The sequence below is a fragment of the Pseudarthrobacter sp. B4EP4b genome (assembly GCF_006680095.1).
GTDB lineage: Bacteria > Actinomycetota > Actinomycetes > Actinomycetales > Micrococcaceae > Arthrobacter.
In genome coordinates, this window is the sequence record NZ_VHIJ01000034.1 from 1 (window position 1) to 25,919 (window position 25,919).

The following is a 25,919-nucleotide window of genomic DNA, read 5'->3' on the forward strand; positions in this document are numbered from 1 at the left end:
ACCCCACGGAGCCCCTCCCCGAACGGGACAACACACACCCCACAGAGCCACTGCCAGCGGCTTCCTCTTCCCCCCAGGACCAGGAGCCGGCACAGGAACCGGCGCAGGAGCCGGCACAGGAAGCGGCCAGCGAATCCGGCCGCGGGCCCAGCATCGGATCCAGCCAGGACACCTCCAGCGGCCCCTACGCCGGATCCTATTCCGCCCCGAACTCCGGGAGCTACGCATATGCCGGAATGCCCGGCCAGCAGGGAGACTTCTTCGGCTGGGTCCGGGGCCACGGCATCAGCCGTGGCCAGGACCGCTGGATCGGCGGCGTCTCCAGCGGCATTGCCCACCGCATGGGCATTGACCCGCTGATCATCCGCGGCGTCTTCATCGTCCTGACCCTCTTCGCCGGAATCGGCGTTCTCCTCTACGGCCTGGCGTGGGCATTCCTGCCTGAGCCCGACGGCCGGATCCACGTCCAGGAAGCGGGTGCAGGGCGCTGGACCAGCGGCATGACCGGTTCCCTGATCGCCACCATCCTCGGCTTCAGCGGGCTGGGCGGCGGCTTCTGGGGCTGGGGCAACCACGGCTTCGGCGCCTTCCTCTGGACCATCTTCTGGGTGGGCGGCGCCATCTACCTCATCTACTACCTGGTCCGGCGGAACAAGGCAGCAGCTGGCGTCCCGGCCGGCGCAGCAGCGGCAGGCGCCCCTGCGTACGCGGCGGGTTTCCCCACCGCAACAACTCCTCCCTACTCCGACGTCGCGGGCACCGGTCCTTTCACCGGCAGCCCCTACGGCGGCACTTCCACCGGCACCCCGTCCGGCAGCGGCTATAACGGCAGCGCGTATGGAAGCGGTGCCTACGGTGGCAGCGGTTCCGGCGGCAGCGGCTGGGACAACACGAGGCCGCCCCAGGGCCCGCCGCCGGCACCCAAAGTGCGTCCCGCTGGTCCCGGTGCTCCCGCCGTCGCGATCGTTGCCGGCAGCGCCCTGCTGGTAGGTGCCGGGCTCAAGGCGCTGGATGTCACCCGCATCATCAACCTGGGCGACTCCGCCAACGCCATCGCGTGGGCCAGCGCGGCAGCAGTCCTGGGCCTCGGGATCCTCATGATGGGCCTGCGCGGCAGGACGTCCGGTATCCTCTCGTTCTTCGCGGTGGCAGCGCTCATCGTCGGCGGCATCTTCAACGTGGTGGGCAACAACGGCGACCGGATGCGGTTCCAGCAGCTGAACTGGAGCCCGGCGAGCATCGAAGATGCCCGCAACGGCCTTGATGTGGCGGGCAGCCGCGGCACTGTTGACCTCACCCAGCTGGACGGCAACGCCCCGCTGGCGTCCGACGTCGTGGTTCCGCTCGACATCGCGGCAAGCAACGTGACGATCGTCATCCCCGACAAAATGCCCGTGGACATCAAGGCGGACATGGCCATGGGGAACATCCATGAAAGCGGCGGCAACCGTGGCGGTGTCACCACCAGGGAAAGCAGCTACAACAGCGACCAGCCTGGCAGCCACCTGATCATCGAGATCGACGGCGCCTTCAGCAACATCACCATCGAGGAAGGCAACTGAGATGAGCACCAACAATCCGGCCCCGGACCCCTATGTTCCGGATCCCTACGTCCCGGGAAGCACGACGGCGGCAGGCGCCTCTGGTGCCCCAGCGGCAGGGGCGAGGGTGGGCACCGTGGTGTGGGGCCTGATCGTCCTGGCCCTCGCCGCCCTGATCATCATCGCCCAGCTCGGCATCGTCACCCTGAACTGGACCTACGTCCTGATCGGCCTGATGATAGGCGCCGGCGCGGCCCTGGTGGTGGGCGGTCTCCTCTCCGCCCGGAAACGTGACAACAGCTCCTCAACACGGAAGTCTTGAACCATGGACAAGTTTTTCAGCATCGTCAGGGGCCTTGGCCTGAAACGCGGACCCGAACGCTGGCTCGGAGGGGTACTGGGAGGAGTCGCAGCCAAGCTCAACGTGGACGTGGCCTTCGTCCGGATCGCCTTCCTGGTCTTCTGCCTGCTCCCCGGACCCGCCGTCATCTTCTACCTCCTGGCCTGGGTGGTCCTGCCGGACCAGCGCAACGTCATCCCGCTCCAGACATTCCTTGAGCGGCGGTCCATCAACCGTCCATAGCGACACGGCAAAGGCTCCCGCTCCTCTTTTGGAGCGGGAGCCTTTGTTGTGTCCGGGGACTTCGCGGGGCTGGGCAATGTAACCGGTTTGTGTCGTACCCCACACCCCCCACTAGACTCTATGTGAGCTCAGCGTGGCGCTCTGCCTGTACACCTTCTCCCCAGGATTTGAGCCAGAGACATGAAAATTGGAATTCTCACCAGCGGTGGCGACTGCCCCGGACTGAACGCCGTGATCCGCGGAGCCGTCCTCAAAGGCATCGCCATCCACGGTCACGAATTCGTGGGTTTCCTTGACGGCTGGCGCGGCGTGGTGGAGGGCGACATCATCGATATCCCCCGCACCATGGTCCGCGGCATCGCCAAGCAGGGCGGCACCATTTTGGGCACTTCCCGCACCAATCCCTTTGAAAACGGCGGCGGGCCCGAGGTCATCAAAGAGCACATGGACCGCCTCGGCATCGACGCGATCATTGCTATCGGCGGTGAGGGAACCCTGGCCGCAGCCAAGCGTCTGACTGACGCAGGACTGAAGATCGTGGGCGTCCCCAAGACTGTTGACAACGACCTCGACGCCACCGACTACACCTTCGGCTTCGACACTGCTGTACAGATCGCCACCGAAGCCATCGACCGGCTGCGGACCACGGGCGAATCACACCACCGCTGCATGATTGCCGAAGTGATGGGCCGGCACGTGGGCTGGATTGCCCTTCACGCCGGCATGGCAGCCGGCGCCCACGCCATCCTCATCCCGGAGCAGAAGGTCAGCATCGAGCAGATCACCGAGTGGGTGAATGAAGCCCACGCCCGTGGCCGCGCACCGCTGGTAGTGGTCGCCGAAGGCTTCGTGCCCGAGCACATGGAAACCCCGCACTCCGAGCGCGGGCTGGATACCTTCGGCCGGCCCCGGCTGGGCGGCATCGCGGACCAGCTCGCGCCTGAGCTCGAAGCCCGTACCGGCATCGAAACCCGCGCCACCATCCTGGGCCACATCCAGCGCGGCGGCGTGCCGTCAGCCTTTGACCGTGTCCTCGCCACCCGGCTGGGCATGGCCGCCATCGACTCAGTGGTGGAAGGCTACTGGGGCACCATGGTGGCGCTGAAAGGCACGGACATCGAGCACGTGGGCTTCCAGGAGGCCCTGGGCCAGCTCAAGACCGTTCCGCAGAAGCGCTACGACGAAGCCGCTGTCCTCTTCGGCTGAGGTGTCCCGTTCAGCTGAGGTGTCCTGCCCGGCGGCGCCGCGTGACCGCCCTAGGTGTATTGTCCACGGACGTTAGTGACGCCCGGCGTGGTTTGGTGACATGAAGAAGACCTCCGGGTGGAGTGGGGCTTGTCTAGAGTCCAATTCCACACACGGAGGCCTTCATGTCCCACCCTAACGCTCTATTGACCCCTCGCGGCCGGCTGCAGCTTGCTCAATGCGTCGTGGATCAGCACTGGAGTCTGCGCCGGGCTGCGGAACGGTTTCAGGTCTCGGTTCCGACCGCTGTGCGCTGGGCGGAGCGCTACCGTGAGCACGGCCCGGAAGCAATGGAAGACCGATCCAGCCGGCCGCATTCCTCGCCACAGCGGACTGCAACGCGAACGGAGCGGCGGATCATCGCCGTACGCGTGAACCGCCGGTGGGGCCCTGCAAGGATCGGCTACTTGCTCGGCATCCACCCCTCGACCGTCCACCGGGTGCTATCCCGTTACCGGCTGGCCAAACTGACTTGGCTCGATCGCGGCACCGGAAGGGTAATCCGCCGCTACGAGCACGACAAGCCCGGGGACCTGGTCCACGTAGACATCAAAAAGCTCGGCCGTATCCCCGACGGAGGCGGACACCGCGTCCTGGGCCGAGCTCCCGGCCGCCGCAACAAAGCAAGGACACCGTCCAACCGCAGGCCCGGCTACCACTTCCTCCATAACGCCATCGACGACCACTCACGCCTGGCCTACACGGAGATCCTCGCCGACGAGACAAAGGAAACAGCAGCCGCGTTCTGGAAACGGGCTAACGCCTGGTTCCAAACCCATGGAATCACGGTCCAGCGCGTCTTGACCGATAACGGGAACTGCTACCGGTCCCGCGCCTTCGCCGAAGCCCTGGGCCCGGACATCAAGCACAAACGCACCCGCCCCTACCGGCCTCAGACCAACGGCAAGGTCGAACGGTTCAATCGCACCATGCTCGAGGAATGGGCCTACACGCGCCCTTACCGATCAGAGGCCGAGCGTGTTGCCGCTTTCCCGGACTGGCTGCACGCCTACAATCACCACAGAGCCCACACTGCCCTCAAAGGTCAGACACCGGCCAGCCGCGTCACCAACCTCTCTGGTCAATACACCTAGGCTGGGGTTATGACACTTGACCCCGGTTCCGCCGCCATCATCCAGCTTGCGTGGGCACGGCGCCTGGGACTGGACGATGACGCATTCAGTTCTGCCCTGGCCTCCGGCGAGCGGATTGTCCGCGCCGACGAATCAGCCCGGACCGTCGAGTTCGTCCGGCTCTTTGGCAGTTCGGCGCTGGTTGGTCCGCAGTGGATCATTGACGCCGCCGCAGGCATCCCGGATGAGGAGATGGCCCAGCACGTCACGTTGCTGACGCTCACCCGCTCCCATGGCGGCCACGGATTGGGAGCGGCGGCGCTGTTTTTCGCGGATGACTTGCCGCTCAAGCAGCCCTCGGAAGAAATGACCGTCTCGCACGGCAATCCGGAAGCCATTGAGCTGGAGGGCCGCTGCCCGCCGGACGATGTGAACGAGGTGGGCCTTTCGGACCTCGAGAACCGCTACACCATCGTCCATGAGGTGGAAGGCCGCCGCGTGCCCTTGGCCTGCGGCGCCTACTCGGAGTGGGTGGGCCTGCTGGCGCACCTCGGGGTCCTGGTGGACCCGGAGTGGCGGCGCCGCGGGCTGGGCTCGCTCGCCGTATCCATTGCCGCCCATGAAGCCCTGGCGGCAGGGCTTACGCTGCAGTGGCGCACCGATGTCAGCAACACCGGATCCCTGGCGCTGGCCCGGAAGCTCGGCCTGTCAGCCGGCGGAATCCAGACCAGCGTCCACCTTGGCTGACGGGGTGGCGTTGCCCCAGCCCTGAACCGGCTGCGGCTTGGCAAAGAACATTGCCACTGCCGCCCCGACCAGGATCACTGCGGCGGGCAGCAGGATGGACTGGCCCATCGCCGTCGCGAATCCGCTGTGGAGGGCCTCAGGCAGGCTTCCGGAAAAAGCCATGCCCTCGCCGGCAGCTCCGCCCGGTCCGCCCGAGGGAAGCTCGGCAGCCAGCCGGGACTGGATCAGCACGGCGATGGCAGCGCTGCCCAGGACCGCCCCGAACTGGCGGGTGGTGTTGTAGACCCCCGAACCGGCACCGGCCTGGCGCGGCGGCAGGTTGCGGGTGGCGGTGGTGCTCAGCGGCGCCCAAATGCCCGCGTTGGCAAGTCCCAGGACGGCGCTGGGCAGCAGGAACATCCAAATGGGTGTGTCCGGCTGCATCAGGACCGAGTTCCAGACCAGCGACACAGCCATCAGGGTCAAACCGCCAGCGGCAAGATACTTCGGGTTGACCCGGTCCACGATCTTCCCCACCACGGGCGCCAGGCCACCGGAGATCAGCGCCATGGGCACCATCAGGAGGGCTGACTGGGTGGGCGTGAGGCCACGGACCAGTTGGTAATAGAAAATCAGCGGCAGGGTGAAGGCAGTCACCGTAAAGCCCACGAGGGTGATTCCAAGGTTGGCGAGGGAAAAGTTCCGGTCCCGGAACAGCGCCAGCGGCAACAGCGGTTCGCCCTTATTGAAACGCTGCCAGAGGACAAACAGGACAAGGACGGCGATCCCCGCGATGATCAGGCCCCATACGCTGACAGGCCCTGTGATGGTGCCCCAGTTGTATGTCTCGCCTTCCTGGATGCCGAAAACCAGCAGGAAGAGTCCCACGGCGCTGAGCAGGACGCCGGGGATATCGAACCGGTGCGGATGGGTGCTGAGGGCGGGGACGTTGCGCCAGGCGAGGATAAAGCCCACCACGCCAACCGGGACGTTGATAAAGAAGATCCATTCCCAGCCAAGGCCGTCCACCAGGACGCCGCCCAGGATGGGCCCCACAAGCGTCGCCATGCCGGCGGTTGCTCCCCAGATGGACATTGCCGCCCCGCGCCGGTCCGGCGGAAAGATCCGCGTAATGACGGCCATGGTCTGTGGAGTCATGATTGCCGCCCCAAGGCCCTGCAGGACCCGCGCCGCAATGAGGGTCTCGACATTGGCGGACAGTCCGCACCACAGCGAGGCCAGCGTAAACACCACAAGGCCCAGGAGATAGAGCTTCTTGGGACCGAACCGGTCACCGAGCCTGCCGGTGATCAGCAGCGGGACCGCGTAGGCCAGCAGGTAGGCGCTGGTCACCCAGATGACCGCGTTGATGTCGGCGTCCAGGCTTTCCATGATCCGCGGGTTGGCCACGGACACGATGGTGCTGTCGATCAGGATCATAAAGAACCCGATCACCAGGGACCACAGGGCCGGCCAGGGCCTTGCTACGTTTTCCACTCGGGCATCTTTCGTCAGGGTGTTGCGGCCAGGCGGGACCCGGTGATCCTAGCCCAGGAGATTCAGGATCTCCGTACGGGCGAACATTTGGGCGGCGGCCCGGGCGGACGGTGATCCCGCGTCCGGGTCTGCGCCCGCGTCCAGCAGGACACGGGCAACATCGGTGTAGCCCTTAAACGCGGCTCCGGCCAGCGGGGTCTGTCCCCGGTCGTTGGCTGCGTTTGCCTCGGCGCCGTGTTTCAGGATCAGCTGCACAGCCTCTGCGTGGCCGTGGTAGGCGGCCAGCATCAGCAGGGAGTCGCCAGCGGCATTGGTCATGGTGGCGGGAGCGCCGGCGTCGAGATACGCGCCCAGCAAAGCCGAGTCCCCTTCCCGGGCCGCCTGGAAGAGCGTATGCGCCAGGGCAAGCGTTTCATCATCCGGACCACCGCTGGCCCCGGGAGAGTTGGCCGGTGCAGTGTGGGACGGAGTGTTATTGGACGGTACGGCGGCGTTGTCAGTCATTAGCGTGGCCCCTTGAGGAATCCGGTCTGGCGCCCCACCACCTGGCCGGCGTCGGGGGCAACGATCAGTTCCTGGGCGGCAGTGTATGGCTCGTCCCCGTCCAGGACCGTCAGTATTTCATCCGCCGCTACGGAACGCTTTATGACTGCCAGCGCAACCGGGCCCATCTCGTAATGCTGCGCCACGGAGGTCACCGCCCCTACCTTCCGCTCCCCTACCAGCACCGGGCTGCCGGCCTCGGGCAGCGTGTGCTGTGAGCCGTCGAGCTGGAGGAACACGAGCCGCCGCGGCGGGTGTCCCAGGTTGTGCACGCGTGCGATGGTTTCCTGGCCCTTGTAGCAGCCCTTGGCCAGGTGGACTGCGGTCCGGAGGAGGTCCAGTTCATGCGGGATGGTTTTATCGTCCGTTTCGGCACCGATGCGGGGACGCCACGCCGCAACGCGCAGGGCTTCGGCGGCGAGGACCCCGGCCAGGGCGCGCCCGTCCACAGCATCTTCCAGCCCGGCGGCAGGAATCAGGTATTCAAACCACGGGCGTTCGAGCCCGGGGTGGTTTTCCTCTGCAACCGTTGCGTAGGAGTACCCGCCTGCGGATACATGCGGCCACGGGTCCAGCCACGCAAGCCGGTCCGACCACTCGGGAACAGCCTTGGTGCTCCCCACAACGGCCCAGTCGGCCGAGACGTCGGCGATCTCCACCCGCAGCATGAACTTCATCCTGTTCAGGAACTCCGCCAGCGGGGCCGCTTCGGCGCCCTCCACGATCAGCCAGGTGGTCCCGCCGTCGTCAATCACCCGGGCGTCGAAGTCAATCCTGCCCTGCACGCTCAGGAGGAGCAGCTCGCTGGACTCTCCCGGCCGCAGGCCGGTGACCTGCTGGGAGGACAGCGTGTTAAGCCAGCTCAGGCGGTCCGGCCCGGTGACCGTCACCACGCCGCGGGAGGATAGGTCGACGACGGCGGTTCCGGCTGCGAGGGCGCGCTGCTCGCGCAGCGGCTCGCCATAGTGGGCCGCGACGCCGGCGTCCGCACCTGCGGCCTCAACGGCTCCGGGGCGCGACAACAGAGGGCTGGGAGTAGTCATACTGGGGGCAACGTCCTTTAGTCAGGGAGTATTCCGGAGTTGGTGCGGCCGCCCGACCACAGGCAGGTGTGGCTACCGGTATTCCGGGTTTTCAAAATCGAAGCGGGTTCCGGCGGCCCATTCCTTGGGGAGGTTGCCGTAGTCCGGGTATCCGCCGGCGTCCTTGAGGATCCGGGCCAGGTGCAGGAGGTTCCAGGTCATGAACGTGGCGTTCCGGTTGGTGAAGTCGGTTTCGGGACCGCCGGAGCCCTCGTCAAGGTAGCTCGGGCCCGGACCAACAGGACCGATCCAGCCGGCATCGGCCTGCGGCGGAATGCTGAAGCCAATGTGCTGCAGGCTGTACAGGACATTCATGGCGCAGTGCTTGATGCCGTCCTCGTTGCCCGTGATCAGGCAGCCGCCCGCCTTCGGGTAGAACGCCCACTGGCCCTTGCTGTTGAGTTCACCGGAGTGGGCGTAGAGGCGTTCGATGAGCTTCTTGGTCTGGGAGGAGTTGTCGCCGAGCCAAATGGGCCCGGCCACCACCACGATGTCCGCTTCCTGCACCGCCGGATACAGCTGCGGCCATTCGTCGGTGGGCCAGCCGTACTGGGTCATGTCCGGGTACACGCCGCTGGCGATGTCATGGTCCACGGTGCGGATCACCCGCGTGCTGACACCCTGCTTTTCCATGATCAGGCGGCTGATGGTGATCAGGCCGTCAGTATTGGAGGTCTGCGGTGATCTCTTGAGGGTCCCGTTGAAGAAAACGGCTTTCAGGTCGCTGTAATCCCGCCCGTGCCCCGGCGCCTGCAGGTTTCCGGGATCCTCCATTGCCGCGCCCTTCCTTCGTTCCTGTGGTGGTCAGGATACCTTTTTGAGGAAGGCAGACGCATGGGCTTCAAGCCCTTTGCCTTCCTTGCCGCCCACCGCCACATCCCAGCGCCAGAGCAGGTTTCCATCCACCAGGCCGAAGATGCGCGTGGCAGCACTGTAGTCCTTGGAGTGGCTTCCGCGCATCACCATATCCGTGGTGAGCTGGATCTGCGGACCCTTGATCTGCCCGTAGTACAGCTCGGAGATGCCCCCGGGGTGCGAGATGGACACGGAAATGTCGAAGCCGCCTTCGCTGTTGCGCAGGGCTTCCACTTCGTCTGCGCTTTTCAACGCCGGCACAATGTCTGCCGGAATAAGGCCGGGGCCGCCGTCGGCATCCAGCTGTTTGCGCTCAAGTGCCCAGAAGCCGGTCTCGACCGTCAGCGGCCGCAGCCGCGTGCCGTCGTCGTCCGTCAGCCAGCTCTCCGCCCGGTACTGCAGGTACGGCAGCCCGTTGTGCGTGAACGACACGTGCTGCAGGAAGTGCTCCGAGTCCTCGTCCCCGCTGCCCAGCCGGCCGCGGCCCTCCCACTCACCAATGAGCCAGGAAAGCGGGACAAGTTCTGGAGTCAGGTCTGTGGGAATATCAATCGGCACAGCAATTACCTCGGAAAACGGCTAGCTCCGGAAAGGGTCTACTTCTGGCCTTTGAAGAGGCGGTAGACCACAAAGCCGGCAAACCACGCCATGGACAGGCTGGCGATGCCGAGCAGGACAAGGAAGAAAATTTCAAAAGCAAGTACGGACATGATGCCATCCTAACCGTTAGTAGATGAGTAGTTTGTCTATGAAGTAGGCAAGAGAACCTACTGCAGAAACAGGCGCCAGCCCCATGCTAAGGGCAGCAGGAACATTCAGCGGCGCCCCCCGCACGGTAACAAGGCGGCGGAAGCTCACGAGCACCGCACCCACTACCACACCAAAAATCGCGGCCGGGAGCACGGCGATGTCGGACAGAACCAGCCCCGCAAGCGGCCCGGCAAGTCCGGCCAGGACGATACCGAGGGGAGCCACGATGCTGTCCGGCCAGCGGATCAGCCCCGCCAGCAGGGCAACCGCCGCGCTGATGGCCGCCACGAGCAGCATCTCGCGGACCCCGTTGAACCTTGCACCGGCGATCCACCCGGCGCCCAGGCAGGACAGCAGCACTCCCACGGAACAGCCGAGGGTCGACTCCAGCCGCTGCGCCTGGCCGGTCCCGCGGATGAGCTGCACTACAAACACCGCCATGATTCCGAGCGCAATAAAGGGCGGGGTCCAATCCAGGAACCCGGGAGCGGGCGCGTAGGCGGCGGCCACAGCGGACCCGGCGCCGGCCAGGCCAATCACGGCGGCCAGGGTCTTTTTGGCGGGAATCCGGAGGAAGTGGGGCCAGCCGATGCCAACACCGGCTGCGATGGCCACCGCAACGGCCACCAGGGCCTCCCGGGACGCATAGACCCCGCCGACGATGGCCGCCAGTCCGGCAAGGCCCGCCACGCCAATGGTCCATGAACCCAGGGAGCGCGCGGGTGCCTGAAGTTCCGCCGTCATTCGGATCCCGGCCGGGGCTTAGTCTGTGCACTCACTGCGCTGCATCCCATCCTGCGTTGACGTTGGAAGGCGGCGCCCGCCCTCAGTGCCAGGGCATCCAGCCCTGCCCCAATCCTGCCTTATATGAACGGCATATGTCGCAAAACGTACCGTGGTCCGAAGCCAATCCATGCCGCTGGGGGACCCGCCGGGTATACTCAAGGCTCAGCTAAGTTCCCTGCCGGGGTAGCCGGATCATTGCGGATGGCAGTGGCCCAAAACCGGGGCGGGGAGCCAGTACCGGCCGGTGAAAATCCGGTTCAGTCGCCCAACGATGCGCGGACGGCCCTTGGAGGAACAATGTCGCACATCCTGTTATTGACGAACAGCACCGGTTCTTCGGTGGACATCCTGCCTGCCTTGGAATTGCTGAACCACAGGGTGCACATCCTCCCCGCCGAGCCCACAGCACTGCTGGAGACCGATCCCTGCGACATCGTACTGCTCGATGCCCGCAAGGACCTTGTGGGCGCCCGGTCCCTCACCCAGCTCCTGAAGGCCACCGGCCTCAGTGCACCGCTGGTGCTGATCCTGACTGAAGGCGGCATGGCCGCCGTTTCCTCTGCCTGGGCCGTTGACGACATCGTGCTTGAGTCAGCCGGCCCCGCCGAGGTAGAGGCCCGTATCAGGCTCTCCGTCGCCCGGGCTGTCCCGGACCAGGAGGACGCACCGTCCGAGATCCGGGCTGCAGGGGTCGTCATTGACGAAGCGAGCTACACCGCCCGGGTGAACGGCGCGCCGCTGAACCTGACATTCAAGGAGTTCGAGCTCCTGAAGTACCTGGCGCAGCACCCGGGCCGGGTGTTCACGCGCCAGCAGCTCCTCACCGAGGTGTGGGGCTATGACTACTACGGCGGCACCCGGACGGTGGACGTGCATGTCCGGCGCCTGCGGGCCAAGCTGGGCGCCGACCACGAAAACCTCATCAGCACTGTCCGCAACGTCGGCTACCGGCTCACCCTGGTACGGCAGCAGGAAGACGAGCTGACCGAAGCCTGAACCGGCTTCACCGCAGTCCGCCCGCAGCCTTCGACGTATAGCCTTGCTTCATGACTCCAGCACACCCTGAGAAGTGGCCCGTCCATGCAGTCCAAGGCGGGGTTGACCAGCAGCTGCTCAAAGACTGCCGCAACCTCCTGGCAGCGGCGGAAGAGTCGGATGGCAACCCGTCTATCTCCGAACAGACCCTGATCAGCATGCGCGCCGGGGATTCTACCGAACACAACGTGCTGACCCTGGCCCTGTACGCACCGGATGAAGACTCGGATCCCTCCTCCGGCCAGGACCTGGCCGGGTTCGCCGCTGTGGTGGAAGAGCCCGATGGTACCGGGGTGGTGGAGATCGCGGTGCATCCCAGTTACCGCAACCAGGGCGTGGCGGACCGCCTGGTAGGCGTGCTGCGGGACCGGCGGGGGTTCGCCGGGTTGAAGGCCTGGTCCCACGGCAACCACGAGGCGGCCGCTGATCTTGCCGCCCGCTACGGCTACGTGCCCGTGCGTGAACTGTGGAAAATGCGGATGACGACGACGGCGGCGGACCTTCCCGACGTCGTCCTCCCGGACGGGGTGCGCATCCGGGCGTTTGTGCCGGGGCAGGATGAGGAGGGCTGGCTGGCGGCCAACCGCGCCGCCTTCGCGCACCACCCGGAGCAGGGCAGCCTTACCCGGGCGGACCTTGATGCCCGTATGGCCGAATCCTGGTTCGATCCGGCGGGCTTCCTCCTGGCCGTTGGCCGGGACGGCCGGCTGCTGGGTTACCACTGGACGAAGGTCCATCCCCGGCACGGCGCCCACCCTTCAGTGGGCGAGATCTACGTGGTGGGCGTGACCCCGGAAGCCCAGGGATCAGGTTTGGGCAAGGCCCTCACGGTGGCGGGCATCAAGCACCTGCAGTCGTTGGGGCTGCACGCCGTCATGCTGTACGTCGACGCCGATAACGCGCCGGCGGTTGCCCTGTACCGGCGGCTGGGCTTTTCCCGGTGGGACATGGACGTGATGTACGGCCCGGCGGCCGGTTAGTCCAATCGCCTGACCCAGGGGTCTTGGGACGCCAAATCAAGGGCCTTCCCGCCTTGAATGCTTGTAAGGTTGAAACAGAACCGCGCCGGCCGGAAACGGCAGCATCAAGCGCCAGGTAAAGGAGATGCCATGAACCCGGAACCTTCCGGAGCAGCCACGTCCCAAGAGACTCCAGTCCCGGTGCGCGCGCGCTTCGGCTCCTCGGAGGTTCCTGCGGCGCGGGCCACGCAGGACCGGATAGACATCCCCGACTTTGCGCCCAACCTGGAGCCCGACGGGGATATCCGGCCGGACCGTTTCCTGGACCGTGAACTGAGCTGGCTCAGCTTCAACTCCCGCGTCCTGGAGCTGGCCGAGGACCCTACACTGCACTTGCTGGAACGCGTCAGCTTCCTCTCCATCTTCGCGTCCAACCTGGACGAGTTCTTTATGGTCCGGGTGGCGGGACTGAAACGGCGGATCGCCACGGGACTGGCCGTCCCCTCCCCCGCCGGCCTGAGCCCGGTGGAGGTGCTGGAAAAGATCGGTGAGGAAGCACACCGGCTCCAGCAGCGCCACGCCCAGGTCTTCGCAGAGCAGATCCGCCCGGCCCTGGCCTATGAGCACATCCACCTCATGCACTGGGATGAACTCGACGATGCCGCCAAGCAGCAGCTCAGCCAGATGTTCGCCGAAAAAGTGTTCCCCATCCTCACGCCCCTGGCCGTGGACCCGGCGCACCCGTTCCCCTACATTTCCGGGCTCTCACTGAACCTGGCCGTGGTGGTCCGGAATCCGGTCAGCGACAAAGAGCTCTTCGCCCGCGTGAAGGTCCCGGACCAGCTGCCGCGGTTGATCTCCATTGACGGCCCGCGGGCCGGGGCCGTAGCTGGCCGGGTGGCCCGCTTCATCGCGCTTGAAGAAGTTATTGCCGTCCACCTGGACAAATTGTTTGCCGGGATGGAGGTCCTGGAACACCACACCTTCCGGGTGACCCGGAACGAGGACGTGGAGGTCGAAGAGGACGACGCCGAGAACCTCCTGCAGGCACTGGAAAAGGAGCTCCTGCGCCGGCGCTTTGGCCCTCCTGTCCGCCTTGAGGTCACCAACGACATCAACCCCAACATCCGGGCGCTGCTGATCCGCGAACTGGGCGTAGAGGAATCCGAGGTCTACTCGGTCCCCGCACCGCTGGACCTCCGCGGCCTGTCCGTCATTGCCGGCATCGACCGCGCGGACCTGCACTACCCTAAGCATGTCCCGCACACGTCCCGGTACCTCAACGAGTCCGAGACGTCCAAGGCGGCCAACGTTTTCGCGGCCATGCGCCGCCGGGACATCCTGCTCCACCACCCCTACGACTCGTTTTCCACCTCTGTGCAGGCGTTCCTGGAGCAGGCGGCAGCGGATCCCAAGGTGCAGGCCATCAAGCAAACCCTGTACCGGACCTCCGGTGATTCCCCCATCGTGGACGCCCTGATTGATGCGGCCGAGGCCGGCAAGCAGGTCCTTGCCCTGGTGGAGATCAAGGCCCGGTTTGACGAGCAGGCGAACATCTCCTGGGCCCGCAAGCTGGAGCAGGCAGGCGTGCACGTGGTGTACGGCATCGTGGGCCTGAAAACGCACTGCAAGCTCTCGCTGGTGGTGCGCCAGGAAGTGGATGGTCTGCGCCGCTACTGCCACATCGGCACCGGCAACTACCACCCGCGGACGGCTCGCTACTACGAGGACCTCGGTCTCCTCACGGCCAATGACCAGGTGGGCGAGGACCTGTCCAAACTGTTTAACCAGCTCTCCGGTTATGCGCCCAAGTCAACCTTCAAGCGCCTTCTGGTCGCCCCGCGTTCGGTGCGCTCCGGGCTGATCGACAGGATTGAGACCGAGATCCGCAACGCCCGTGCCGGGCTGCCGGGCCGGGTCCAGATCAAGGTCAACTCCATGGTGGACGAGGCTATTATCGACTCGCTCTACCGGGCGTCACAGGCCGGGGTGAAGGTGGATGTTGTGGTGCGCGGCATCTGCTCGCTGCGCCCGGGCGTACCGGGGCTCAGCGACAACATCACCGTCCGCTCCATCCTGGGCAGGTTCTTGGAGCACTCCCGCGTGTTTGCCTTCGCGAACGGCGGGGATCCGGTGGTGTATATCGGCTCAGCGGACATGATGCACCGCAACCTGGACCGCCGGGTGGAGGCGCTGGTCCAGCTGGCCAGCGCTGATGACATCCAGTATGTCCTGGACCTGATGAAGCGCTACATGGCGCCCGAAACCGCCAGTTGGCACCTGGACAACGAGGGAAGGTGGACGCGCCACCATCTGGGCGACGATGGCAGGCCCCTCGAGGACGTCCAGTCCTTCCTGCTGGCATCGCGGCCACGGCAACGCAGCCTGAGCCGACGGTAAGGGCGCGGTTTTGTCGAGCGACGCACTCGTAGCAGACCAGACAGACCACCCAGGCGAACCCGTAGCCGTCACGGCTGCCGGTGCGCTGCCCTGGCGGTTGAATAAAGACCAGCTTGAGGTCCTCCTCATCCACCGCCCGCGCTATGACGACTGGTCCTGGCCCAAGGGCAAGATAGACGACGGCGAGACCATCCCTGAGTGCGCCATCCGTGAGGTGTGGGAAGAGATTGGCCTGTCCGCGTCACTGGGCATACCGCTGCCCCCGATCCACTACCACGTGGCGTCCGGCCTGAAGGTGGTCTACTACTGGGCTGTCAGGGTCAACGGGGACAAGCTGGTGCCCGACGGCAAGGAGGTGGACAGCGTGATGTGGTGTGCCCCCGAAAAGGCGGCCCGGCTGCTGTCCAACCCCTCCGACGTCGCACCGCTCGAATACTTGCAGGACGCCCATGGGCGCGGCGAGCTGAACACCTGGCCGCTCCTGGTGCTCCGCCACGCCAAGGCGAAACCCCGCTCGTCCTGGTCCAAGGCCGAAGGTGAGCGCCCGCTGGCCGCCACTGGAACCCGCCAGGCGCAGGCAGTGGGCCGGCTGCTCCAGGCGTGGAAGCCGCCTCGGGTGGTCACCAGTCCGTGGCTCCGCTGTGTGGCAACCATCGCCCCCTACGCGAAGGTGGCCAGTCCCAAAGTGAAGCTCTCGGAAGCCCTGACCGAACACCGGCATCAGCGGAACCCGAAGAAAACCGCTGCCGTGGTCGAGGGCCTGTTTGATAAGCAGCGGCCGGTGGTTGTCTGCACCCACCGACCGGCGCTGCCCACCGTGTTCGGGCAGCTGGCGCAACACATGCCGCAGCAACTGGCCGCGCTCCTGCCGGCCAACGAACCATACCTGTCCCCCGGGGAACTGGTGGTGTGCCATGTGGCGCCGGGCGGGAAAAACCGGATTGTCGCCGTCGAGCAGTTCAGGCCCTTCGACGACTGACCCGCGGCGGTGAGTGCCGCGCTTGACCCCGGCCGGTTTGTATCAAACACTCAGTAGATTGATGCACGATTTTGGGGGAAATGTGCCGGATTCCGATGTGATTGCCGTCTTCAGCAACGTCCCGCCCCTGGCCGTCCTCTGGGCGCTCCTTCTGGCAACCGGGGTTCACGTGCTGCTTCGCGGGGTGGTCCGCGAACGCGGCAATGGAGTCTCTGCTGTCACTGCTTCCCGGCATGCCTTATGGGTAGGGGTCTTGGGCTGGCTGGCCAGCTCGCTGCAGCCGGCGGGAAACGCCGGAATCCTTCCCGCTGGTTCTGCAGCCAGGCCGCTCACCGGCGCGGCCGACATCATCCAGGCCTTGGCGTGGCCCGTGCTGGGCTGCCTGGCTGTTCACGCCATCGGCCAACTGAGTTTCCCCCGGCCAAGGCTGCCGCAGCAGCCGGTGACGCTGGAGGGGCGGCGGATGCGGGATTTCCTACCCCGGCGGCTCGCCTGGACGGTTCTGGTGATCTTTGCCTTGGCCGCAGCACAGATTAGCTGGACGGCGACACTGCCAGGGTTCGCACCGGTCCAGTACGGGTCACGCCCCGATGGCCCCAACGGATATATCCCCTATGGCGGAGATGGCCGCATTCCCGGTGTCGAACTGGCGGCCTTTCTGAGCGTTGCATTGATCATCCTTGCTATGGGAACCCTGGCAGTACTGACGCTGATCTCGCGACGGCGGCAGCTTGAGTCCCTGACCCCCGAAGACAATGACGTCCTGCGGACCATTGCCATGAACCGGCTTCTTCGCACTGTCGCCACCGTGGCGGCGGGCCTGGCGGCCGTTGCAGGCAACCACGCCGCCCGGCCGGATCCTTCCAGCGTTTCCGGGAGCTGGACGAACGCCGCCGGAGTGGTCGGTCTGGGCGTCCTTCTGGCCATGTGGTGGTGGGCACCGCCCAAGCTTCCCCCCGCCCGGGCTGGCCATGGCGTGGACCCGCGCGGCGCCCCCGAAGCGGCATCCCATCCTGCCACCCGGCTCTTGGTATCGATTGGAGCGGCGCTGGGACTGGCGGCCCTGGTTCCGGTGGCGCTCGTGCTGATGATCCCGGGAGTGGCCACGGGGCACCCCGCCCTCGCTGTGGCGGTATCGGCGTCGTCAGTCCTGGTGGCCGCAGCAGTAGGAGAACTGCTTCTTCACCACAATCATGGAATACCTGACGCGCCCCGCACCTGGCCGCGGCAATCAGTCAGCCCGGCATTGGTCACCACCGCGCTCGGGGCATTCGCGGTGCTCGTTGTTGTGCTTGTGTTGACCGCCGCCGCCGAGGCAGCAGTGGACGAGGCGCCGACGTGGCCCGGGACCATCTGGGCAGCGGCAACGGTGTGCGCGGTGTCCCTGCTGCCCCTGGCGGCCGCGCGGCTGCGCCGGGGAATTCCGGCCGTGGTTCAGGGGCTCGATGCTGCCCTCCGCGCCATCACCGTACACCGGGTGGTCCGCGCGCTTGCGGCCTGCTTCACCGTGCAGGCAGGGGTGCTGCTGCTGTTCGCTGGACCGGCTGTTAGAACGGCAGTCAGCCTAGAGCCGGTCCCCTTGAACTGGTTCTGGGAGGCATCCGGGGCGGTGGGCGCCCTGCTCGCAGCAACAGGCGTGGTGATCGCCGTCATCCCCGTCCGCAGCTTTGCCCGCACCCCCGTGGCACGCAGGCAAGCGGTCCGGGAACCGGTCACATGAGCGGGGCGGTCGCAGTCGCTACGCGCCTGGTAGTGGGACGACGTGCTGCTCGGCCTGCTGACGTGGCCGGCTCGCGCCACAGTAGACTTGTGGCGTGAGCATCCCAACGCCTTATGAAGACCTCCTGCGCGAAGTCCTGGCTTCCGGCACGCACAAATCGGACCGTACGGGGACCGGAACAACCAGCGTTTTCGGGCGCCAAATGCGTTTTGACCTCTCGAAAAGCTTCCCGCTGATCACCACCAAGCGGGTCCACTTCAAATCCGTGGCGGTGGAGCTTTTGTGGTTCCTGCGCGGCGAAACCAACATCAAGTGGATGCAGGACCAGGGCGTCACCATCTGGAATGAATGGGCAGACGCCGACGGCGATCTCGGCCCCGTCTATGGTGTGCAGTGGCGCAGCTGGCCCACACCCGATGGCGGCCACATCGACCAGATCGCCGAACTGGTGGAGAACCTGAAATCCAACCCGGACTCGCGGCGGCACATCGTGTCCGCGTGGAACGTCTCCGAACTCCACGACATGGCGCTGCCGCCGTGCCACGCGTTCTTCCAGTTCTACGTGGCGGACGGCAAACTGTCCTGCCAGCTGTACCAGCGCTCCGCGGACATGTTCCTGGGCGTGCCGTTCAACATCGCCTCATACGCACTGCTCACCTGCATGGTGGCCCAGCAGGTGGGGCTGGAGCCCGGCGAATTCGTCTGGACCGGCGGCGACGTCCACATCTACGAGAACCACATGGACCAGGTCCTCAAGCAGCTGGAACGGGAGCCTTACGAGTACCCGCAGCTCAAGATCACGCGGAAGCCGGCGTCGATCTTCGACTACACCCTTGAGGACTTCGAAGTGGTGGGCTACCAGCACCATCCCACGATCAAGGCTCCGATCGCCGTATGAGCACGGAGAACTCCACCGATCCGCAGTCCTTTACGGAAGAGCTGGCCGCCTCGGTCACCGGTGTGGGCCTCGTGTGGGCGCAGACACCCGACGGGGTCATCGGCAAGGACGGCGACATGCCCTGGCACCTGCCCGAGGACCTGAAGCACTTCAACCAGCTCACCATGGGCCACCCGGTGGTGATGGGCCGCAAGACGTGGCTTTCCTTCCCGGACAAGTTCCGCCCCCTGCCCGGCCGCACCAACATCGTGATTACCCGGCAAAAAAGCTGGGCCGACACGCCCGAGGCGGAGGGCGCCGTCGTGGTTCCTTCACTTGATGACGCGTTGCTCGAGTCCCAGTTTGTGGACGGCGGCGAAACCGTCTGGATCCTGGGCGGCGGCGAGATTTTCCGCCAGTCCACGGAGCTGGCGAACGTCGCAGTGGTCACCACCATCGACGTCGAAGCCGACGGGGACACTTTCGCCCCCGAGCTTGGCACCGGGTGGGAGGCTTCCGCCTCGGTTCCCCCGGACGGCTGGCTGACGGCCGCCAACGGCACACGCTACCGGTTTACCAAATGGTCACGGACTGAGGGCTAGGAATGTTAAAGAAACCCGAAACTCTCTTTGTGCTGGGCTACATGCTGCTCCCCCTGTTGGCGCTGCTGTCCGCCATCGTAGGATTCACCATGATCCTGGGCGGCAACAAGATCGCCGGGGCCATCGTGCTGGTGGTGGTGACGCAGGTCTTCGCCTTCGGGGCCTTCTTCGCGCTGCGGGCGCGCAAGGCAGCCGTGCTGGAGGAGTCAAAGCGCGGCTAGCACGCGGTGCTGCGTATGGGAGGGACACCCCATCGCGGCTGCAGCATGTTGCTAATAGGCTGGGCTGGGTTCCGGCTTGAAAGACGCTGGTCGAATATCGGGGGGATTGCCTGGTGGCAGGAAATTTGTGGGGCGCGGACGTTGCCGGGTTGCGGACGCTGGCGCAGCAGTTCGGCAAGACGGCCGATCAGCTGCTGCAGCAATCCACGCAGCTGACAAGCCACATCAACAGCACGACATCATGGAAGGGCCAGGACGCCGTTGCGTTCCGCTCCGACTGGAACGGAAGCCACCGGGCGATGCTCCAGCAGGCTGCCTTCGCGCTGCAGCAGGAGTCGAAGAAGCTACTCGTCAACGCTGATCAGCAGGAGAAGGCGAGCAACACGGGCGCGGGATCCGGCGGTTCCCGTCCTGGTGTCGAGGCTGGCACTCCGTCCTCGCCGTTCGTTCCCGTGGGTCCAGAGTGGCTTTCCAACGGTGACTCACCCTTCCGGAACGGCTGGGACGCCTACAACGGAGTCCTTGGGCTGAAGGGTGTTCCTCTGGGTCTTCGTGACATTTCGCAATTTAATGCCCGGCATGGCCACGAAATCGACGCCTTGTTCGGAGCGGGCCAGGACTTGGCAGCATGGAAACGCTTTTTCAATAAGGACCTATGGGAAGCTTCGGCGCGCGCCGATCCTTTGCGGGGCGCGTTCTCAGGTACTTCTGACCTTCTGAGCGGCAAATTCGGTGACTTCGCCGACATGGCCCGGGGTACGGGAGCAGCGGAGATCGGCCCCTGGGCGAAGTTCGGTCTCAACTCCGCGGGACATGTCCTCGGGGGGATCAGCGTTGGCTTGGATGGACTCGACACGGTCAACGCGATTCGCGCCGGCGAGACTGGTGACGCGCTTAAGTCCGGCCTGAAAACCGCTCTCGGCGTCGGCTCTTTCTTCCCCCCACCTGTTGGGGTCACGTGCATGGTTGTGGGCGGCGCATGGGCCGCCGTCGAGATGGTCCCAGGGGCCAAGGACGCGATCGACGACGCCTTCGATTGGGTGGGCGACACGACTGAAGATTTGGTAGGAGCAGTCGGCGACGGTGTCAAGGACTTCTTCGGCTTCTAGAAAATGGGGACTCATAGGATGGACAGCATGACTGAGGCACAAACGGCGACAGACACCTCCCTGGGATTCGGTGTTGCAGAAATGGCTTATCTCGTACAACTGCAGGACACAGACGAATCCCGCGCCAGCGCCGCCTGGCTCCGGCTAACGGAGGAGTCAGAGAACAAGCAACTGGTCAGCGCGGGCCTCTCGTCGCTCATCGCTCGCCGCCTGGCGGCAGTCGATGGCACCAACGTCGAGTTTGATACAAAGGTGGATGCAGTCGCTTACACCCTCTCCCATGCGGCAAAATGGACACAACTGGATCTGCTGATGGACGCGCAGCGCGCAGACTCGGTGCTTCATGCCGAGGCCGGAAAAATATCGCTGATCTTCCAGCCGAGAACCATGATGAGCTGGTTCGTCCTTCCCCAGGATGCTCACTTCTCCAAGGAAGCGGCAGAAGCCTTCATTGTTCGGGAGCACCTGCTCAAGTATCCGGAAGGTGGCGTGAAGATCAGATCTGGACGGGTCCCTTCCTCACAGCAGCTCCTTATCCGCAAAGACACCCGCGGTTGGGCCCACACCATTGCGCAGGGCGACGTTGTTGGACCTGAACAACTTGCGACGACCAGCGAGGACCTTACGGCGGTACTGAAGGCCTTCGGTCATGAAGCTGGCGAAAACTGATGGAAATGGATCCCGCCGTACAAAAACTACTCGTCGAACGCCAGTACTTTTATGCGACGGGTATGGAACGCACCGTGCATGCCTACACGAAGGAAGAGTGGGGCATCGGCGGTGCCCAGCCAACCGGGAACTACTCCGTCCACACAACCACCGGGCTTTTCGTGGTAACAGCCCTCATGACCATCCCTGCGCTCGGCGCACCCCTTCTGCTGATCATCGCCCTTGCGAGCCTTAATCTGATTGTGGTTGTTTTTGGGTTACTTGGCACCGTCCTCTTTACCGGCGGCTGGCTACTGGGCATCATGAATCTTCGCCGCGAATTGCGGGCTTCCAGGCAGCGCAGGCTGAAAGGGCTGCCAAAGCCGCGTTTCGCCCTGACCGATGACCAGGCCCGGGCCTGGTTTGAATCCAATCCCTCGGGTATTGCCATCACCCGCGAAAACTTCCCTGACAGCACGCGCCCATTTCCTGGTGAGGCCTAGTACTGAAGCGGCATGGCTGAGATGTAAGTTCCGCTGCAAGAAAAACGCCTCGGTAGGAACGCTTATGGAAGCTGACCGCCCCGCATTCCGCTGGCCGGACGGAACCAAATATGGTCCGAGCCCCGTCAATGTGCTCATGTACGAGAAAGAATACGGACCGGGGACCAGCGTGCACAACGGCATTCCAGGCAGCAACACGGGCAGCGGCCCGCACTCCGACGACCAAGTCCGCGCCTACCACGAACAGGCGCTGGCACGCGGTGACAAGAGAGTCCTGTTCCGTACGGTGGAGGGCAGGCTCCACAGTTACGCCAAAGACGAGCTGGGAGTGGTCACGGCAAGCTCCCACCCGAAGGTGAGGTCCGCCGGCGGCTTCCTGGCGATGGCCGTCTTCTTCGCTGCAGCGGCAGTCTTCTCCGTCCTGCTGGTCATCGGGCCCACTGGCCAAGGCCAGGATCCGATGTGGGGCGGGCTGTTCCTGACGGCCGCCGGGCTGGGAGGTGCGGCGTATGCCATTCGGATGGCGAAGGTAGCTTCGACGGCAAAACGCCTCCGCGCCGAGCGTGGAATCCCCGAGCCCACCGCACGCCAGTTCGACAACTAGGCTGCCCCACACGTGCCGGCGTGTCCGTTGAGCCGGAACCCGTGGGCGCGTGACGTAACCGACTGCGCCGTGCCGGTTCCGAAGTCTAAACTGTACGAATGACTACAGCAGCTACCCCTTCCGTCGGCCTGGTCGGATGGCGCGGCATGGTCGGTTCCGTCCTGATGCAGCGCATGCAGGACGAGGGCGACTTCGCCAACATCAACCCGGTGTTCTTCTCCACCTCCAACGCGGGAGGTGCCGCGCCTTCCTTCGCAGAAGGCGCCGGCAAGCTCGAAAACGCGTTCGACGTCGACACGCTGGCCAAGCTGCCCATTATCGTCACCGCACAGGGCGGCGATTACACGAAGCAGGTCCACGGCGAACTGCGCAGCCGCGGCTGGGATGGCCTCTGGATCGACGCCGCCTCCACCCTCCGCATGAACGATGACTCCATCATCGTCCTGGACCCGATCAACCGCGACGTCATCGACAAAGGCCTGGTCAACGGCACCAAGGACTTCATCGGCGGCAACTGCACCGTCTCCTGCATGCTCATGGGCCTCGGCGGCCTGTTCAAGAACAACCTGGTCGAATGGGGCACCTCCATGACCTACCAGGCTGCCTCCGGCGGCGGCGCGCGGCACATGCGCGAGCTGCTCAGCCAGTTCGGCACACTCAACGCCGAGGTCAGCACGGAACTGGACGACCCGGCGTCGGCCATCCTGGACATCGACCGCAAGGTCCTGGCCCACCAGCGCACCGACATCGACGCCACCCAGTTCGGCGTTCCCCTTGCCGGCTCCCTGATCCCCTGGATCGACGCGGACCTGGGCAACGGCCAGTCCAAGGAAGAGTGGAAGGCCGGGGTTGAGACCAACAAGATCCTGGGCACCTCGGACGAAAACCGGATCATCATGGACGGCCTCTGCGTCCGCATCGGCGCCATGCGCTCCCACTCCCAGGCACTGACCCTCAAGCTGCGCGAGGACCTGTCCGTCGCCGAGATCGAAAAGCTGCTGGACGAGGACAACCAGTGGGCCAAGGTGGTTCCGAACACCAAGGAAGCCTCCATGGCCGACCTGACCCCCGTCGCCGCCTCCGGCACCCTGGACATCCCGGTGGGCCGCATCCGCAAGATGGAGATGGGCCCGCAGTACATCAGCGCCTTCACCGTGGGGGACCAGCTCCTCTGGGGCGCCGCCGAGCCGCTGCGCCGCATGCTGAACATCGCCACCGGGAACCTGTAGGCCGGTTCCCCAGGAGCGGCCCTGGCCCGCTTAACCGTTGCTGCCCAGCACCGGTTAAGCGGGTCAGGGCCGCTCTTGTGTCAGGCGGATATCCGGCGGGAGCGCTCTGCCATAACCTGCAGGCGGAGCTTTAACTCTGCGGGCCGGTCAAGGTGCTGCCAGTTGAGCCGAAGTACCAACCACCCCTCTTCAATCAGCGCGTTCTCCCGCCGGCGTTCAGCGAGAAGAACTTGTTCCGTGGGCCGGTACTCCGTGTACTTCCCGGCGCCATCAAACTCGATGACGGTCCTCGCTTCCGGATCAGCGAAATCGGCCCGGAACAGGCCGGAAACAGTTGGAATCTCAAATTGGGGTATGAAGCTGCGAATACCTATGGCATGCAGCAGAAGCCTCGTCCGGGTCTCCCCCGCAGATTCGGACCGTCCGTCCAGCGCGTCCAGCAGGATACGGGCCTTCCGGCTCCCTCGCTTTTCCGGACCGATGCTGAGAAGCCGCTGGATATCGTCGCGCGAGGCTCCCTTGCGCAACGCGTGATCGCCAATTACGGCCGCCTGCTCGAGCGGCAGGATCCGCGCGCAGTCCAGAACAGTCCTCTCCAGGCTGGTTGCAAGGAAAACCTTACCGTCAGTGGTCACGAGCCGGGTGATGTCATCTTCCGTGACGGCAGCCCGATGCGTCCTGACATCCGTTCCTGCGCTTGCCCGGGAATTCGCATAGCCGGTTGTTACGTGGATCAGCGGTCCGGTATTCCACACCTGGCATTCGTGCAGCCGCGCTGCGCTGAGGTGGCTGTACAGGGCAGTCCCGCCAGTGGAGAGATGGTGTGCATCAACGAGCAGGCGGTCACGGGCCCATGGCTTTAGCCCGTTCCAATACAAGTTCTGTGCGTAGGCGCCGCGACGCACACGAACTACGGTGCCGTGCCGCACCGCCGACGTGAGGAGCCGGTCCCCTATGCCGGCTTCCTGAAGCTCCGTGGTCGATGCCAGGGGCGTTGACGGCCAGCGGTCCTCTATCAATTGCCGGGTTTTCTCGGGCTTCATGGACCAATACTTCGTCCGCCGACCGTGTGAAGGGAAGCCGCAGGCTGCCGAGTGTGGACAACTCTTGTACCCGTAAATGTGCAGCAGCGGCCGTGCCCCGCTCAACCGGTGGTGGCCAGCACCGGTTAAGCGGCCCAGGGCCGCGCGTACTGTTTTAGGCGCCGAGGAAGGCGAGGTAGCGTTGGGCGGCACGGTTGAAGGCAGCCTGCGCCGTGACGCCGAGGGGACGGGCTTCATCAAAGAGTTCAGGCACGACGGCGGCACCCGCGCCCGTGCCGGAACGGGCCCACGTGCCTATCACCTCTCCCCCGGCCACCAGCGTTTTCTTGAAGACACCGTTGCCGCCGGGGACGATCTTGTTGGCATGCTCGGGAGCCAGGACAAGGCTGCGGTCCTGGTAACCCAGCAGAAACTCGTCGAAACCGGGAAGCAGGAGGACGGACCGCTGCCCCGGCACGCGGCCGTCGAGCAATGATGCCGTCTCCGTGGACAGCCAGTAACTGGTGCCCCCAAACTCCACATTGACCAGCTGGTCCTTAATGCCCTCAAAAGCCGCCCGGACCTCGGTCAGCGGAACCTGCGTCCACCAGGCGAAGTCCCGGATGGTGGCCGGCCCGTGGCTTCGGAAATAGCGCAGCGCGAACTCGGCGATGCCCTCCTGCCGTTCGAGCCGGCGCGAGTCCGGGATCCATTGATTGAAGGAGGCAAACAACTGCTGGTTTCCCGCCAGCGGCCCGAGCACCAGCCAGCCGTGCCGGCACAGTGTCCCGAGGATGTGGATACCCCGCTGGCCCTGGGTAGACTGCCCGGCGGCGTCGAAAACCTCGAAAAGGGCAGCCCTGCCGGCAGGACCACCTGCAGCGATGTACTCCAGGGCCAGGTCGCGGCACTTTTCGATGTCAGCCCAGGAAATACCCAATTCGCGGTGCCGGCCGGCAATGCCTTTGGTGAGACGCTCCGCAGTAAGGTCCAGCATCCAGTGCAGGTCCTCCGGCGCCACCAGGTGCAGCGTTCCGCGCATGGGCCACGAGCGCACCACAGCACCGGAATCAAGGGCGGAACGGACATCGGCCACGTCTGCTCCGGGAGCCCTGGCGCCCACAGCCCAGAGTGCCGCCTGCAGGTCCTGGGCCTGAATGGCTGTCATCCAGCGGACCGTGGCAGCTATCGAATCAGGATGGTGCGGTTGCGGGGGAACAGCCGGGTGCGGGAGCAGCCGTTGGGACACCAGGCGAAGCCTGCCCAGCGTTCGACGGTCAAGACGGATCCCCACCTTCGCAGCCATGGCCCCATCCTATGGCCAGGACCG

At 65.2% G+C, this 25,919-nt stretch carries 27 protein-coding genes; 19 read left to right on the plus strand and 8 right to left on the minus strand.

The window, feature by feature from the left end:
- From FNL14_RS12380 to FNL14_RS12405, 6 genes are all read left to right on the plus strand, one after another.
- On the plus strand, positions 1–1,562 hold a 1,562-nt coding region (locus FNL14_RS12380; RefSeq protein ID WP_255470814.1), incomplete at its 5' end, for a PspC domain-containing protein.
- A gap of 1 nt (position 1,563) precedes the next feature.
- The gene (locus FNL14_RS12385) at positions 1,564–1,863 is read left to right on the plus strand and encodes a hypothetical protein (RefSeq protein ID WP_170850644.1); all 300 of its coding nucleotides are present in this window, start codon (positions 1,564–1,566) and stop codon (positions 1,861–1,863) included.
- A gap of 3 nt (positions 1,864–1,866) precedes the next feature.
- Positions 1,867–2,124: a PspC domain-containing protein gene (locus tag FNL14_RS12390; protein ID WP_091415023.1), complete on the plus strand. Its 258-nt coding sequence runs from the start codon at positions 1,867–1,869 to the stop codon at positions 2,122–2,124.
- 180 nt (positions 2,125–2,304) lie between these two features.
- Positions 2,305–3,330 carry an ATP-dependent 6-phosphofructokinase gene (locus FNL14_RS12395; protein ID WP_091415021.1) on the plus strand — a complete coding sequence of 342 codons (1,026 nt, stop codon included), beginning with the start codon at positions 2,305–2,307 and terminating at the stop codon, positions 3,328–3,330.
- 164 nt (positions 3,331–3,494) lie between these two features.
- Positions 3,495–4,463, plus strand: a complete 969-nt coding sequence (locus FNL14_RS12400) for an IS481 family transposase (RefSeq protein ID WP_142060477.1) — start codon at positions 3,495–3,497, stop codon at positions 4,461–4,463.
- Positions 4,464–4,472: 9 nt separating this feature from the next.
- Positions 4,473–5,189 (plus strand): GNAT family N-acetyltransferase, encoded by a 717-nt coding sequence (locus FNL14_RS12405; protein ID WP_142060479.1) that lies wholly within the window; start codon positions 4,473–4,475, stop codon positions 5,187–5,189.
- Here the strand turns inward: FNL14_RS12405 and FNL14_RS12410 are convergent.
- The 6 genes from FNL14_RS12410 to FNL14_RS12435 all read right to left on the minus strand — a co-directional run bounded on the left by FNL14_RS12410 (position 5,151) and on the right by FNL14_RS12435 (position 10,639).
- Positions 5,151–6,665, minus strand: coding sequence for a DHA2 family efflux MFS transporter permease subunit (locus tag FNL14_RS12410; RefSeq protein ID WP_142060481.1), 1,515 nt, complete (start codon positions 6,663–6,665; stop codon positions 5,151–5,153). The genes FNL14_RS12405 and FNL14_RS12410 overlap by 39 nt on opposite strands.
- A gap of 48 nt (positions 6,666–6,713) precedes the next feature.
- Positions 6,714–7,169, minus strand: a complete 456-nt coding sequence (locus FNL14_RS12415) for an ankyrin repeat domain-containing protein (protein WP_142060484.1) — start codon at positions 7,167–7,169, stop codon at positions 6,714–6,716.
- Complete coding sequence (locus FNL14_RS12420) at positions 7,169–8,251, minus strand: folate-binding protein YgfZ (protein ID WP_181762619.1); 1,083 nt, start codon at positions 8,249–8,251, stop codon at positions 7,169–7,171. The genes FNL14_RS12415 and FNL14_RS12420 overlap by 1 nt, the downstream gene beginning before the upstream one ends.
- Positions 8,252–8,323: 72 nt before the next feature.
- Positions 8,324–9,064: a flavodoxin family protein gene (locus FNL14_RS12425; protein ID WP_142060486.1), complete on the minus strand. Its 741-nt coding sequence runs from the start codon at positions 9,062–9,064 to the stop codon at positions 8,324–8,326.
- Between the two features lie 30 nt (positions 9,065–9,094).
- Positions 9,095–9,703 (minus strand): FABP family protein, encoded by a 609-nt coding sequence (locus FNL14_RS12430; RefSeq protein WP_050054283.1) that lies wholly within the window; start codon positions 9,701–9,703, stop codon positions 9,095–9,097.
- Between the two features lie 168 nt (positions 9,704–9,871).
- Positions 9,872–10,639, minus strand: a complete 768-nt coding sequence (locus FNL14_RS12435; protein WP_091415006.1) for a permease — start codon at positions 10,637–10,639, stop codon at positions 9,872–9,874.
- A 339-nt stretch (positions 10,640–10,978) separates the two neighbouring features.
- Here FNL14_RS12435 and FNL14_RS12440 point away from each other — a divergent pair, with 339 nt between their 5' ends.
- The 13 genes from FNL14_RS12440 to asd all read left to right on the plus strand — a co-directional run bounded on the left by FNL14_RS12440 (position 10,979) and on the right by asd (position 23,567).
- Positions 10,979–11,677 (plus strand): response regulator transcription factor, encoded by a 699-nt coding sequence (locus FNL14_RS12440; RefSeq protein WP_142060488.1) that lies wholly within the window; start codon positions 10,979–10,981, stop codon positions 11,675–11,677.
- A 50-nt stretch (positions 11,678–11,727) separates the two neighbouring features.
- On the plus strand, positions 11,728–12,696 hold the full coding sequence (mshD, locus tag FNL14_RS12445) for a mycothiol synthase (protein WP_142060490.1): 969 nt from the start codon (positions 11,728–11,730) through the stop codon (positions 12,694–12,696).
- Positions 12,697–12,825: 129 nt separating this feature from the next.
- Complete coding sequence (locus tag FNL14_RS12450) at positions 12,826–15,075, plus strand: RNA degradosome polyphosphate kinase (RefSeq protein ID WP_091414999.1); 2,250 nt, start codon at positions 12,826–12,828, stop codon at positions 15,073–15,075.
- Between the two features lie 10 nt (positions 15,076–15,085).
- Complete coding sequence (locus FNL14_RS12455) at positions 15,086–16,054, plus strand: NUDIX hydrolase (protein ID WP_142060492.1); 969 nt, start codon at positions 15,086–15,088, stop codon at positions 16,052–16,054.
- 61 nt (positions 16,055–16,115) lie between these two features.
- Complete coding sequence (locus tag FNL14_RS12460; protein ID WP_255470819.1) at positions 16,116–17,774, plus strand: hypothetical protein; 1,659 nt, start codon at positions 16,116–16,118, stop codon at positions 17,772–17,774.
- Positions 17,775–17,868: 94 nt separating this feature from the next.
- Positions 17,869–18,672 (plus strand): thymidylate synthase, encoded by an 804-nt coding sequence (locus FNL14_RS12465; protein WP_142060494.1) that lies wholly within the window; start codon positions 17,869–17,871, stop codon positions 18,670–18,672.
- A complete protein-coding gene (locus tag FNL14_RS12470; protein WP_091414992.1) occupies positions 18,669–19,253 on the plus strand; it encodes a dihydrofolate reductase in 585 nt (194 codons plus the stop codon). Before FNL14_RS12465 ends, FNL14_RS12470 begins: the two co-directional genes overlap by 4 nt.
- A 2-nt stretch (positions 19,254–19,255) precedes the next feature.
- Positions 19,256–19,474 (plus strand): NF038396 family protein, encoded by a 219-nt coding sequence (locus tag FNL14_RS12475; RefSeq protein WP_091414989.1) that lies wholly within the window; start codon positions 19,256–19,258, stop codon positions 19,472–19,474.
- A gap of 125 nt (positions 19,475–19,599) precedes the next feature.
- A complete protein-coding gene (locus FNL14_RS12480; protein WP_255470815.1) occupies positions 19,600–20,583 on the plus strand; it encodes a WXG100 family type VII secretion target in 984 nt (327 codons plus the stop codon).
- A 27-nt stretch (positions 20,584–20,610) separates the two neighbouring features.
- On the plus strand, positions 20,611–21,252 hold the full coding sequence (locus tag FNL14_RS12485) for a hypothetical protein (protein WP_142060502.1): 642 nt from the start codon (positions 20,611–20,613) through the stop codon (positions 21,250–21,252).
- A gap of 5 nt (positions 21,253–21,257) precedes the next feature.
- Positions 21,258–21,734 (plus strand): hypothetical protein, encoded by a 477-nt coding sequence (locus FNL14_RS12490; RefSeq protein WP_139204854.1) that lies wholly within the window; start codon positions 21,258–21,260, stop codon positions 21,732–21,734.
- Positions 21,735–21,798: 64 nt separating this feature from the next.
- Positions 21,799–22,338, plus strand: a complete 540-nt coding sequence (locus FNL14_RS12495) for a hypothetical protein (RefSeq protein WP_255470816.1) — start codon at positions 21,799–21,801, stop codon at positions 22,336–22,338.
- 98 nt (positions 22,339–22,436) lie between these two features.
- Positions 22,437–23,567, plus strand: coding sequence for an aspartate-semialdehyde dehydrogenase (gene asd, locus FNL14_RS12500; RefSeq protein ID WP_142060504.1), 1,131 nt, complete (start codon positions 22,437–22,439; stop codon positions 23,565–23,567).
- Positions 23,568–23,647: 80 nt separating this feature from the next.
- On the opposite strand, the gene FNL14_RS12505 is transcribed toward asd, so the two are convergent.
- Both FNL14_RS12505 and FNL14_RS12510 read right to left on the minus strand, forming a co-directional pair.
- Positions 23,648–24,610, minus strand: coding sequence for a type IV toxin-antitoxin system AbiEi family antitoxin domain-containing protein (locus FNL14_RS12505; RefSeq protein WP_142060506.1), 963 nt, complete (start codon positions 24,608–24,610; stop codon positions 23,648–23,650).
- A 154-nt stretch (positions 24,611–24,764) separates the two neighbouring features.
- Positions 24,765–25,895 (minus strand): winged helix DNA-binding domain-containing protein, encoded by a 1,131-nt coding sequence (locus FNL14_RS12510; protein ID WP_142060508.1) that lies wholly within the window; start codon positions 25,893–25,895, stop codon positions 24,765–24,767.
- Positions 25,896–25,919: the final 24 nt, after the last annotated feature.

Bases quoted from the DNA above. Each gene is read 5' to 3' on its own strand.
- FNL14_RS12490 (WP_139204854.1), top strand. From the start codon at position 21,258: ATGGATCCCGCCGTACAAAAACTACTCGTCGAACGCCAGTACTTTTAT.
- FNL14_RS12395 (WP_091415021.1), top strand. From the start codon at position 2,305: ATGAAAATTGGAATTCTCACCAGCGGTGGCGACTGCCCCGGACTGAAC.
- FNL14_RS12385 (WP_170850644.1), top strand. From the start codon at position 1,564: ATGAGCACCAACAATCCGGCCCCGGACCCCTATGTTCCGGATCCCTAC.
- FNL14_RS12505 (WP_142060506.1), bottom strand. From the start codon at position 24,610: ATGAAGCCCGAGAAAACCCGGCAATTGATAGAGGACCGCTGGCCGTCA.
- FNL14_RS12415 (WP_142060484.1), bottom strand. From the start codon at position 7,169: ATGACTGACAACGCCGCCGTACCGTCCAATAACACTCCGTCCCACACT.
- FNL14_RS12400 (WP_142060477.1), top strand. From the start codon at position 3,495: ATGTCCCACCCTAACGCTCTATTGACCCCTCGCGGCCGGCTGCAGCTT.
- FNL14_RS12460 (WP_255470819.1), top strand. From the start codon at position 16,116: ATGCACGATTTTGGGGGAAATGTGCCGGATTCCGATGTGATTGCCGTC.
- FNL14_RS12425 (WP_142060486.1), bottom strand. From the start codon at position 9,064: ATGGAGGATCCCGGAAACCTGCAGGCGCCGGGGCACGGGCGGGATTAC.
- FNL14_RS12390 (WP_091415023.1), top strand. From the start codon at position 1,867: ATGGACAAGTTTTTCAGCATCGTCAGGGGCCTTGGCCTGAAACGCGGA.
- asd (WP_142060504.1), top strand. From the start codon at position 22,437: ATGACTACAGCAGCTACCCCTTCCGTCGGCCTGGTCGGATGGCGCGGC.
- FNL14_RS12510 (WP_142060508.1), bottom strand. From the start codon at position 25,895: ATGGCTGCGAAGGTGGGGATCCGTCTTGACCGTCGAACGCTGGGCAGG.
- FNL14_RS12495 (WP_255470816.1), top strand. From the start codon at position 21,799: ATGGAAGCTGACCGCCCCGCATTCCGCTGGCCGGACGGAACCAAATAT.
- FNL14_RS12475 (WP_091414989.1), top strand. From the start codon at position 19,256: ATGTTAAAGAAACCCGAAACTCTCTTTGTGCTGGGCTACATGCTGCTC.
- FNL14_RS12470 (WP_091414992.1), top strand. From the start codon at position 18,669: ATGAGCACGGAGAACTCCACCGATCCGCAGTCCTTTACGGAAGAGCTG.
- FNL14_RS12450 (WP_091414999.1), top strand. From the start codon at position 12,826: ATGAACCCGGAACCTTCCGGAGCAGCCACGTCCCAAGAGACTCCAGTC.
- FNL14_RS12485 (WP_142060502.1), top strand. From the start codon at position 20,611: ATGACTGAGGCACAAACGGCGACAGACACCTCCCTGGGATTCGGTGTT.
- FNL14_RS12435 (WP_091415006.1), bottom strand. From the start codon at position 10,639: ATGACGGCGGAACTTCAGGCACCCGCGCGCTCCCTGGGTTCATGGACC.
- mshD (WP_142060490.1), top strand. From the start codon at position 11,728: ATGACTCCAGCACACCCTGAGAAGTGGCCCGTCCATGCAGTCCAAGGC.
- FNL14_RS12420 (WP_181762619.1), bottom strand. From the start codon at position 8,251: ATGACTACTCCCAGCCCTCTGTTGTCGCGCCCCGGAGCCGTTGAGGCC.
- FNL14_RS12405 (WP_142060479.1), top strand. From the start codon at position 4,473: ATGACACTTGACCCCGGTTCCGCCGCCATCATCCAGCTTGCGTGGGCA.
- FNL14_RS12440 (WP_142060488.1), top strand. From the start codon at position 10,979: ATGTCGCACATCCTGTTATTGACGAACAGCACCGGTTCTTCGGTGGAC.